The 2,234-nt window shown below is 28.8% G+C and carries 2 protein-coding genes; both read right to left on the bottom strand.

The features are described 5' to 3' along the window. Positions 1–747 (bottom strand): IS21-like element helper ATPase IstB (gene istB, locus OYT88_RS20640; RefSeq protein ID WP_274402252.1); only part of this gene is annotated, 747 nt, incomplete at its 3' end. An 86-nt stretch (positions 748–833) separates the two neighbouring features. Next, positions 834–2,129: an IS21 family transposase gene (istA, locus tag OYT88_RS20650; protein WP_274402253.1), complete on the bottom strand. Its 1,296-nt coding sequence runs from the start codon at positions 2,127–2,129 to the stop codon at positions 834–836. Positions 2,130–2,234 lie beyond the last annotated feature (105 nt).

Raw genomic sequence — 2,234 nt, forward strand, 5'->3', positions numbered from 1 at the left:
TTCTTCTTGTCTAAAATGATCTTTTAATCTATATGACTTTCCATTAATTGTAACGACGTGAGCATGGTGCAAAACTCTATCTAAAATAGCATTAGCTATAACAGGATCATAAAAAATATCATCCCAAGAGTTAAAATTTATGTTGGTAGTTAATATGGTACTTTTCTTCTCATATCTCATATCGATTAATTGGAAAAATAATTTTGAATCTTCTTTATCTATGGGTAAATATCCCAATTCATCAATAATAAGAAGTTTATATTTGCTAAAGTGTTTAAGTCTAGCATCTAATCTATTCTCTAGATTTGCTCGCTTTAGCTGTTGCAATAAATCATTGCACTTAATGAAATAAGTGCTGTAACGTCGCTTCGCAGCCGCGATTCCAATAGAAGTCGCCAGATGTGTTTTACCAACTCCACTAGAACCTAAAAATACAATATTTTCTTTAGATTCTAAAAATCGTAGTGTCAAGAAATCTAATATTTGATCTTTATTAATTCCAGGTTGAAAATTAAAGTCAAATTCTTTAATTTCCTTTTGATGTGGAAACGCTCCAACCTTAACCATAGATTTAATCATGTTTGCTTCTTTATAGTCAATTTCATGAGCTGTAAGCTTAATAAGAGCATCAACAAAAGACAGATTATTCTTTGTTGTAAAATCAATAACTTCGTCCAAATGAGTAATCATTTGCTTCATCTTCAAATATTCTAAATTATTTATGAGTTGTGTATATGTACTATTCATTTTGATATAGTTNAACTTCGTCCAAATGAGTAATCATTTGCTTCATCTTCAAATATTCTAAATTATTTATGAGTTGTGTATATGTACTATTCATTTTGATATAGTTCTCCTATCATTTTTAAATTATTTCTAGCTATTTCTATCATTTCATATGAATTTTTATTAAATGTTAAAGCACTGATTTCAGTATAATGATCAGCATGATAATTTAACTTCTGATTTTGTATTCTATGAATAGTAACTAAATTTGTGCTATAATACAAATGTAGTTGATCATCATAAACTTGAAGTTTTAGTTTTTTGCCTATGTATTCTGGTGGTACAGAATACAGGTTTGATTTATATGAAATCATGCTTTGGCGATTTACTTTAACATTTGTGGTGATTATTTTGTAGTGATTCCTTATCTGGTCTTTAGGCAGTTCAGATAAGGAATCTTTCTCTTTTTCTAAATGCAATATAGGTATTTTGCCAGTTGATGTATGACATGTACTATTAATTCTATTGTTTAAATCAGAAACCAGCTTATGCAGACCTTCATAATCTAAGGTTCCATTATATGCTCTTATTTCATCCAATAATTTCATAGGTGCCTCAACCTTTGCTTTTGTATTCGGTCTTCCTGCTATGCAGGGACGAACATGAAATCCATAGTCATCTGCAAATTGTTGAAATTTATTGTTTACTTTGCCCTTATTATAAGTGGTTCTAGGTTTATCCATAACTGTCTTCATGTTATCTGTTAATAATTCTTTTGGTACTCCTCCAAATATTTCGAATGACTCATCTAAAAAAGATAATAGTATGTCTTGTGTTTTATCAAGTGATAATTTATATACCCTAAACCTTGAATACGAAAGGATTAGTACAAAAATATTTATATTAATAATTTCACCTGTAGTTAAAACAAATTCTATATTTTCTTTCCAGTCCAATTGTGCTTGTTGTCCTTTATCAGTTTCATACCTCATAGGCGAAGTATTTGATATATGTCCCCTTTTCCTATTATTAAAGTACTCATTAAATTCTGAGTGATTAGAAATGTATCTTCTAAACGAAGATTGTGCGCAATCTAGTCCGTGATTATCTTTAAGATATTGCCATAAAATGCGCTTATAATAAAATACTTGAATTGAATCTCTGCTAAGAAGCTCTTTTATAATAGGCTCAAAAGCTTCTATTTTAGATTTGCAGTTTCTAGTTGTAGGTTTGACATATCCGTTTATATATTTGCCTACGGTTCGAGGATCAACTCCAAGTTCTCTAGCTATTTGGCTTTTATTTACTTTCAAATTATTTCCCTCCATAAGTGACTTTAGTTTATGAAGATCTTCTAACTTATTTATTTTAATTTCTGAATAAATGTTTGTTTGTATAATCATAATTACCCCCAATAAATCTTGAGTAATTATAATTTATAAAAACTAATTTGTACATTCTTATATGATCATTTCCTTACATTCTAATCTTATCATTTATATGTATAT

Source organism: Sporolactobacillus sp. CQH2019 (genome assembly GCF_028765345.1).
Taxonomy (GTDB): domain Bacteria; phylum Bacillota; class Bacilli; order Bacillales; family Sporolactobacillaceae; genus Sporolactobacillus.

Bases quoted from the DNA above. Each gene is read 5' to 3' on its own strand.
- istA (WP_274402253.1), bottom strand. From the start codon at position 2,129: ATGATTATACAAACAAACATTTATTCAGAAATTAAAATAAATAAGTTA.